General features: G+C 77.7%; 1 pseudogene. It reads left to right on the top strand.

Annotated elements, in window-relative coordinates:
- Positions 1-206 (top strand): annotated as a pseudogene (locus tag G3I42_RS09085) (extensin); the annotation flags it as partial.
- Between the last annotated feature and the right edge of the window lie 54 nt (positions 207-260).

The following is a 260-nucleotide window of genomic DNA, read 5'->3' as shown; positions in this document are numbered from 1 at the left end:
GGCGGAGCCCCGCCGGCTCCTCGGCGGCCTCGCCCGTCCCCGAAGCCGCTCCCGCCCCCGAGGCCGTCTTCGATCCCCGGGCGCTCAACGATTTCCAGCTCGACGAGCTGACCCACCGGCTGACGGGGCGGATCACCCGCCTGCTCCGCACCGAACTCCGCCTCGACCGCGAACGCATCGGCAGACTCCGCGACCCCCGCCAATGACCACCGGCCCGCCCCGTCCCCCCGGCCCGCACCCCCGCACCGCCGGGCCCGGAG

Origin of the sequence: Streptomyces sp. SID11385 (assembly GCF_010548245.1) — a bacterium.
GTDB lineage: Bacteria > Actinomycetota > Actinomycetes > Streptomycetales > Streptomycetaceae > Streptomyces.
This window is presented reverse-complemented; position numbering and strand designations above follow the sequence as displayed.